Origin of the sequence: Levilactobacillus paucivorans, from assembly GCF_001437125.1 — a bacterium.
GTDB classification, from domain to species: domain Bacteria; phylum Bacillota; class Bacilli; order Lactobacillales; family Lactobacillaceae; genus Levilactobacillus; species Levilactobacillus paucivorans.
In genome coordinates this window covers 1-6,894 of record NZ_JQCA01000058.1, presented here as the reverse complement: position 1 = coordinate 6,894, position 6,894 = coordinate 1, and the positions used below count along the sequence as shown (strand labels likewise).

Sequence of the window (6,894 nt, the reverse complement as noted above, 5' to 3'; positions counted from 1 at the left end):
TTCTATACAATTCAGAAATCTTTTATGCATTTACACAAGATATTTTACGCTCTCATTTTAACCGGTATGCCCAAAGGAACCGTGATTTGTGATCGATTAAAGTTAATAAAACTGCCTTACTATGCCCCTGAAGGCCAACGACTGTATTTAGTTCAAAATCACCGATGCGGTTACGTTGATTAACGACTATGGGCCGCTGCTCAATTGATCTAGCCTAATGGTTGATTATATTTAGAATGTTGGTTCAGGTAGATCAAATCAAGTTTCCCCTGATTTAACCAATTATAAATAGATTGAGTAGCTAGTTTGAATTCGTGAGCAATCATTTCTGGTGACTAGCTTAAACGTAAATGGTTTAGAATTATTTGCTTTACTTCGGCACTAAGTTTAGTTTTTCGACCACATTGTGACCGCTTATATTCGGCATCTGTTTGTGCTAATTCAGCCTGATAAGGTTTACATCGAGATACTTCATAAGAAATTGTGGACGGTGATCGGTTCAGCCGACCACCCATTTGGATATTGGACAGACCCTAGACAAAAGATCAGCTCCTAAAAGATGGGTTTGTGGTAAACACCATTTTAGAGAAGGCTGATCTTTTTGTCCGAACAGCGTTCGGATTAATTTTACAATCTACCTCTTAAGCAAAAAAGCCTGTGATAATGGTGATTACTTAATAAAAAATGTAATAGTCAAGTTGAGTTAAAATTTGTGAATTACATTGACAATATTTTTTTTTGGTATATTCTAAATAGTAATTGTTACTCTTTAGAAAAAGGAAGTGATCTTTTGGCTACACCTGCACACCGTCAATCAAAATCCCGAAAGCTGAAGCGAAGAGCAACACAGAAGTTAACATTACCGGCAATTCATTGGGATAATCAACTCCAAGATTATGTACTTTCACATCATGTCTCATTGAAAGGTTATTGCCACGGAAGACAGATGATCCATAAGTTGGCCAAATAACATTTGTAGCAACAGGAATTTTAGTACGGGATTTTTAGATCATAAACAAGTAAGTTTTGTAATTTCATCAGCTGATGAAATTGATATACATGGTCTATTAAGTGCTTATTTTTTGTAAATTCAATAAAAGGGGTGAAAAAATGCGAAAACAAATTATCTTGGCCAATACAACCACGAAGGAAAGACTATATTTGACAAGTAAGAATCCTAAGAACATACCTCAGAAGATAAAATTGAAAAAGTATTCTCCAAAGCTAAAATGCAGGATTTGGTTCACTGAGGTTAATTAGAGTATAAAAGGAGATCAGAATGGCAAAAAAATCAAAAATAGCTAGATATGAACGTCAGAAGGAGCTAATTGCCAAGTATGCTTTTGAGCGGAAGCAAGCAAAGGCACAGGGCAATTACTTAGTACTTTCTAAATTTCCCAAGGATTCTAACCCAATTCGATTGCGAAATCGTGATAGTTTGGATGGTCGTCCACGAGGGTATATGCGTAAGTTTGGTATGTCTCGATTGAACTTTCGCAAGTATGCCTTGTTAGGCCAAATTCCCGGACTACATAAGGCTAGTTGGTAAGAAGACATCTATGGAGGAGATATTGTGGAAAAAGAAAATTTATCAAGTGCGTATAGGTATTTGAAAAGTACTAATCGTAAGACTAGAAAACGCGCATTAAAAATTATTAAAGAAGCGAAAAAAATGCGCAATAAGTCATAGGCAATTTGAAAATGTGGGTCAATACGATTGGGTCGAGTTAAGCTAATTAAGGACTTGAGGGAATGGTTAACAATAGAATTCCTCTTTGGAAGCAACCGCTAGTTATATTACGCACCATCATTACGATTGGTACTATACTTATCGTTTGTGATCTGGCTGCGCAGTATTTTTGTGAACCTAAAATAACGGCACAAAAAATTAATTTACGTGATGAGCCTACTCCCAATGGGCACATTGTTGAAAAATTAGCGTATGGGACCAGAGTGAAAGTTGAGGAAAAAGACCCCTATACTAAATGGTGGCGTGTCAAGGTTAGGCATCGACAAGGCTGGATTGCGAGCTGGTTGATCCATCAAACTAAATATCGAGCTACAAATTCTTTAGCAGAAACAACAATTGTCCTTGATCCAGGGCACGGAGGCGTTGATTCTGGAACTATTGGTATCAATGGGGCGATGGAGAAAACATATACTTTACCAACTGCCTTGGCAGTAGCTAAAATATTGCGGTCGAAATATTCTCGAGTGGTATTGACTCGTAAGTCAGACCAGTCCGTCTCGCTATCCAGGCGGGTAAAAATAGCTAATGATGATAAATCAACCTTATTTATTAGTTTCCACTTTAATTCTGCTGGAAAGAAGAATGCTGCCCAAGGGTTTGAAATCTTTCAATATCATCGTAATGCTCATAACTTTTCTCGACGACTTAACACTGATTTTACTAATCTACCGTTAGTTGATCGTGGAATATCCTTTGGGAATTTTGAAGTATTACGCGATAATCAACGACCATCAGTACTTATTGAAATGGGGTTTATGGATAGCACTCATGATTTTTCGTATATAGAAACTAAAGCCTATCGGAGACTAGTTGCTCGTGACGTAGTAAAAGGGATTACACGATATATGAGATAGTCAAATCAATATAATTGATAAAATTCAACTGACAACTTTTTCATATTTACCGCCCTATACAGAACATATTTGGTATGTATAAAAGATAGGTTAGCCACTAGTCTTACTATTGCTAATCTTAGCAAGAATCTATTGAATTTTAGGAGAGCCTTTTTGAGTTGACTAATTTTTTACGCTTGCATATAGTGTCAGCCGTTGCAAATGCACAAAAAATGTAAAATGACAGATAATTGCTTAAACGCAATTTTATTTTAGAAGGGGAGTAGCTTTAATTGTTTAGACATTTAAAAAAGGTGATATTACCGTTAGCATTTCTAATCTTGGCCGTTGGAGTTGCTGGTTGTTCAACTAATAAGACAACTCAACAGAGTAACAAAATTAACGTAGTGGCCACTACTGATTTTTATGGAGCAGCTGCAAAGGCTGTCTTAGGAAATAAAGGAACTGTCACTTCCGTCATCAATAATCCCAATGTTGACCCTCATGATTACGAACCAACTGCTAACGTTGGTAAAGAGGTGTCTAAAGCAAATATCGTTGTGGCTAATGGAATTGGGTATGATGGATGGATGGATAAGCTTGCCAAGAACACTAAGGAGCAAATTTATATCAAAGTTGGTGACGATTTACTAGGAAAAAAGGATGGCGATAATCCTCACCTTTGGTATCGGCCGACTACCATGCCTACTCTGGTAAATCAGTTGGTGAAAAAATATACCAAACTTCAACCTAATAACAAGAAATACTTTAAGAAAAATGCTCAAAAATATATTCTTTCACTCAAACCAGTCAATCAGGAAATTGACAAACTGAAAAAAATGGCTCGTAATCAGAATAATAAGGCAGTATATGTTAGTGAACCTGTTTTTGATTATGCACTGGAAGCAATGGGATTTAAAGTAGCAAATCACAGTTTTGAAGAAGATACCGAAAATGACGTTGATTATGCTCCCAAAACTATAAAGCAAATGCAAGCTGGTATTGAAAACCACAAAATTTCTCTGTTCGTCTTCAATAAACAAGTAGATTCTAAAACGGTTAATAATTTTGTGAACCTTGCCAAAAAGAATAAAATCCCCGTGTTGCCAGTAACTGAAACGTTACCAAAAGGTGAAAATTATAAGTCATGGATGCTAGGTCAGTATAAACAGCTTTACAGTATATTACAATCCGGAAACAATTAGTCTAATGTTTAATTTAAGCTAGGATCGGTGCCATTGCACTGATCCTAGCTTACTATTGTTGTAAAAGTTGACCTTCGAAGTTCACTATGTGGGTTAGTCATCTTCTATGCGCAATAGGTTGTTTGTGATATACATTGAAGAAATTATTCTAGTTATCCAAAAACAGTATGCTATGTAAAAAATAGGTCCATAAAAAGGTAATATCTGGGCCAACAGTATTTCGTTAATTCAGAGCTTTTTGAGATGTTGACATATATAAATAATTGTCTTAGATTGACACATTGCAGCTTTTTGTGTTGTTATTATAATAACTAACTCAATTAACGATATTTGGTAAACAGACGCTGATGTGAATTTTTTGTTACTTGTGAACGAGGTTCCATGTGAACTCACTATCAATGTTTGCTGACAAATAGTCTAAAGATATTGAAAGACGGTAGATTGTAAAATTGATCCGAACAGCGTTCGGATCAATTTTACAATCTACCAATTCTTAAAAAAACTCGATGCCTTAGCACGAAAGAAGTCAAAACACACGAACTCATCGAACTAGTAGACGAGTTAAGGCAGAATTTTCAAGTTTCCATCAAACTAGTTCTTAAGGCTGTTCGTATTCCTCGCAGCACGTATTATTATGCTAAGGAGCATCGTGGTCGTAACTTAGATGATTCACAAATTATTCAGGCAATTGATGAGATTCGTCAACAAGATCCAAAATATACTCGGAAATACGGGTACCGACGAATAACCGGTGCTTTACATGACGCTTATGGCTTTAAAATCAATCATAAGCGGGTCTTACGGATTATGCGGGAACAAGACTGGCTATGTGGCGCCTTTAATCGGCAGAAACGAAAGTATAATTCTTACAAGGGAACTGTTGGCGTCATCGCCCCAAATCGACTTAAGCGACGATTCAAAACAGATCGGCCTTACCAGAAGTTAGTCACCGACGTCAGTGAATTTCGATATGGGAACCAAAGCCAAAATGAACGGGTTTATTTAGAACCAGTCCTCGACCTCTTCAATGGAGAGGTTCTGGCTTTCAATATCAGTGACCACCCGACCGTTGAATTCGCTTTAAAGCCTTTGAAAGAAGCCCTAAATCGAATATCGGTGTTAGATTATCGGACGACTGTCCATACTGACCAAGGGTTTCAGTATCAGCATCGCCACTGGCAAAACACGCTTAAAGAGCACCATGTATTTCAGAGTATGTCGCGTAAAGCCACTTGTCTCGACAACGCCGCCATGGAGTCGTTTTTTCACATTATGAAAGTCGAGGTTATGGATGAACATTTTGAGACCAAAACAGCGCTTATCGAAGCTATGAACGAATGGATAGACTTCTACAATCATCGGCGCATCAAAACAAAACTGGACGGCAAGTCCCCGATAAAATACCGGGAACTTACCGTCCAGAAAGCAGCTTAATAAAGTTGTCCAATTTTAAGGGTTCACTTTAATCTCATCACGAGGTGGGTGGCTTTTTTGTGTGCATTCTGCTTCATTTAAACGGACAAGTATACGTCTAAAAGGTGAACGTGTTGTCTGAGAGCGCGTGATTATTTACTTTTTAGTTTATAGTCAAGCTTATCCTTTGTTTCCATCATCGATACCAATTCATCGTAAGTATCACGTGTTTGGGGAGTGAGTGATTCAAGATAACTTTCAATCATCAAAGCAACCATTTCACTAGCTGAACGCTTATCAGCTGTTGCTTTAGACAAAGCCAAAACGGCGTTTCTGGTATGATTATCAACTCGCATGTTTACATCGAAGGTAGGAATTTTTTCCACACTATCTTCGCCAAAACCTGCTTGCTTTCTAGAAATTGATGATACATTTACGTTTACCTTCTTATCAGGACTTTTTACCTGATCATCATTACCGTGTTTCAAAAGTCCCCCCATATTATTCTGCCTCCAATCTAGATATTAATTCAGTAGCAACAGCCGTATATGTGCTGTGAGTAGCTTTATCCCAAACAGAACGACTGCTTTCAGTGATTCCAGTAAGGTCGTATCTCTTTACTCTTTCCATAGCAGTAATGACATTTTCAAATATGTTGTCTTCCCCAAATTCTTCTACGGCCTGTTTAAGAACGGCATTGTCAATAATTGATTGCCCTTTTGTAAGAACTGGAAGAATACCTGCTACATCTACTTTTGCTCCAAATTCGTCAATTAAATTCGTTTGTAAATAGCTTAAGAAACTTTTTGCTCCCAGCAATGCTCTTTGCTGAGTTTGTAGCATAACAATGATCCAGTCGCAGCACATAAAAACGTTATCGTTTGTTAAACTCATTGTAGGGCTTACATCAAGAAACACAAAGTCGAATTTGCTAGATATATTTGACAAAGAGTTTTTAAGATAGCTGACTTTAGCTTTTTCATCAATGTCTTGTTTATCAACCCACCGACTGAATAAGTTCATATCAGCAGCAGCTGGTATTAAGTCAAGACCGTTCTTAATGTTAATGATGCCGTCATTTAAGTCTTTTCCGTTAATTAGTAATGCGAAAAGAGATGGATCAATTGTGATGTTGGAATTTTCGTGACTTTTTGTTTTTATCATTAAATCAGTTAGGTTTGCTTGAGGGTCACAATCTACCATAAGCACTTTATATCCCATATTTGATAATTCCCAACTGATTAAGGCTGTAGTAGATGTTTTACCAGTACCACCCTTTTCATTGGCGCAACTAATTATCATTTTTTAAAATTCCTCCATTCGTACACGGTACACGGTGTACTGTGTTATGTGTACAGTGTACCGTACTCAGTACACAATGTACAGGAAAAAATCCTTAACCATTGAATGCGGAATGACGGCTTTTTTATGAAATTATTTAAGTGTACAGTACACAGTACCCAATACACGGTGTACAGTGTACAAGATACAGTGTACTGTGTACGGTGTACTGTACACAAGAAAAATTGACTAAAGATTTGATAACTGATATAATGATAACCGTAGTCAAAATAGAACATAAAAAAACACCCACCGACTGTAATCGGTGAGCGCCACATAAAAGTCATCTAAGTTACTGACTATTATATCATGGCCGGTGCGATTTTTAAAGCCCTAGGGGACAAGCTGGGGT

Annotated in this window: 9 protein-coding genes and 1 pseudogene; 7 read left to right on the top strand and 3 right to left on the bottom strand. The window is 37.2% G+C overall.

The features are described from left to right. Nucleotides 1-55: 55 nt before the first annotated feature. A pseudogene (locus IV54_RS11515) lies at nt 56-530 on the bottom strand (IS30 family transposase); the annotation flags it as partial. A gap of 182 nt (nt 531-712) precedes the next feature. On the opposite strand from IV54_RS11515, the gene rpmF reads away from it, so the two are divergent. The 7 genes from rpmF to IV54_RS05985 all read left to right on the top strand — a co-directional run bounded on the left by rpmF (nt 713) and on the right by IV54_RS05985 (nt 5,222). Then, nucleotides 713-970 carry a 50S ribosomal protein L32 gene (gene rpmF, locus IV54_RS11510; RefSeq protein WP_373880230.1) on the top strand — a complete coding sequence of 86 codons (258 nt, stop codon included), beginning with the start codon at nt 713-715 and terminating at the stop codon, nt 968-970. A gap of 140 nt (nt 971-1,110) precedes the next feature. Beyond that, a complete protein-coding gene (gene rpmG, locus IV54_RS06005) occupies nt 1,111-1,260 on the top strand; it encodes a 50S ribosomal protein L33 (protein ID WP_057878489.1) in 150 nt (49 codons plus the stop codon). Nucleotides 1,261-1,279: 19 nt separating this feature from the next. Continuing rightward, nucleotides 1,280-1,549, top strand: coding sequence for a 30S ribosomal protein S14 (gene rpsN / locus IV54_RS06000; RefSeq protein ID WP_057878488.1), 270 nt, complete (start codon nt 1,280-1,282; stop codon nt 1,547-1,549). 24 nt (nt 1,550-1,573) lie between these two features. Next, a complete protein-coding gene (locus tag IV54_RS11865) occupies nt 1,574-1,690 on the top strand; it encodes a putative metal homeostasis protein (RefSeq protein WP_162259319.1) in 117 nt (38 codons plus the stop codon). A 62-nt stretch (nt 1,691-1,752) separates the two neighbouring features. Beyond that, nucleotides 1,753-2,604, top strand: a complete 852-nt coding sequence (locus tag IV54_RS05995; RefSeq protein WP_057878487.1) for an N-acetylmuramoyl-L-alanine amidase — start codon at nt 1,753-1,755, stop codon at nt 2,602-2,604. 272 nt (nt 2,605-2,876) lie between these two features. Continuing rightward, nucleotides 2,877-3,788 (top strand): metal ABC transporter solute-binding protein, encoded by a 912-nt coding sequence (locus tag IV54_RS05990; RefSeq protein ID WP_057878486.1) that lies wholly within the window; start codon nt 2,877-2,879, stop codon nt 3,786-3,788. Between the two features lie 489 nt (nt 3,789-4,277). Then, nucleotides 4,278-5,222 carry an IS3 family transposase gene (locus tag IV54_RS05985; RefSeq protein WP_083488533.1) on the top strand — a complete coding sequence of 315 codons (945 nt, stop codon included), beginning with the start codon at nt 4,278-4,280 and terminating at the stop codon, nt 5,220-5,222. 131 nt (nt 5,223-5,353) lie between these two features. Here IV54_RS05985 and IV54_RS05980 read toward each other — a convergent pair whose 3' ends face one another. Both IV54_RS05980 and IV54_RS05975 read right to left on the bottom strand, forming a co-directional pair. Beyond that, complete coding sequence (locus tag IV54_RS05980; RefSeq protein ID WP_016511698.1) at nt 5,354-5,701, bottom strand: DUF5388 domain-containing protein; 348 nt, start codon at nt 5,699-5,701, stop codon at nt 5,354-5,356. A 1-nt stretch (nt 5,702) separates the two neighbouring features. Next, on the bottom strand, nt 5,703-6,503 hold the full coding sequence (locus IV54_RS05975; protein WP_016511697.1) for a ParA family protein: 801 nt from the start codon (nt 6,501-6,503) through the stop codon (nt 5,703-5,705). Nucleotides 6,504-6,894 lie beyond the last annotated feature (391 nt).

Bases quoted from the DNA above. Each gene is read 5' to 3' on its own strand.
- rpmG (WP_057878489.1), top strand. From the start codon at position 1,111: ATGCGAAAACAAATTATCTTGGCCAATACAACCACGAAGGAAAGACTA.
- rpsN (WP_057878488.1), top strand. From the start codon at position 1,280: ATGGCAAAAAAATCAAAAATAGCTAGATATGAACGTCAGAAGGAGCTA.
- IV54_RS05995 (WP_057878487.1), top strand. From the start codon at position 1,753: ATGGTTAACAATAGAATTCCTCTTTGGAAGCAACCGCTAGTTATATTA.
- IV54_RS05980 (WP_016511698.1), bottom strand. From the start codon at position 5,701: ATGGGGGGACTTTTGAAACACGGTAATGATGATCAGGTAAAAAGTCCT.
- IV54_RS05975 (WP_016511697.1), bottom strand. From the start codon at position 6,503: ATGATAATTAGTTGCGCCAATGAAAAGGGTGGTACTGGTAAAACATCT.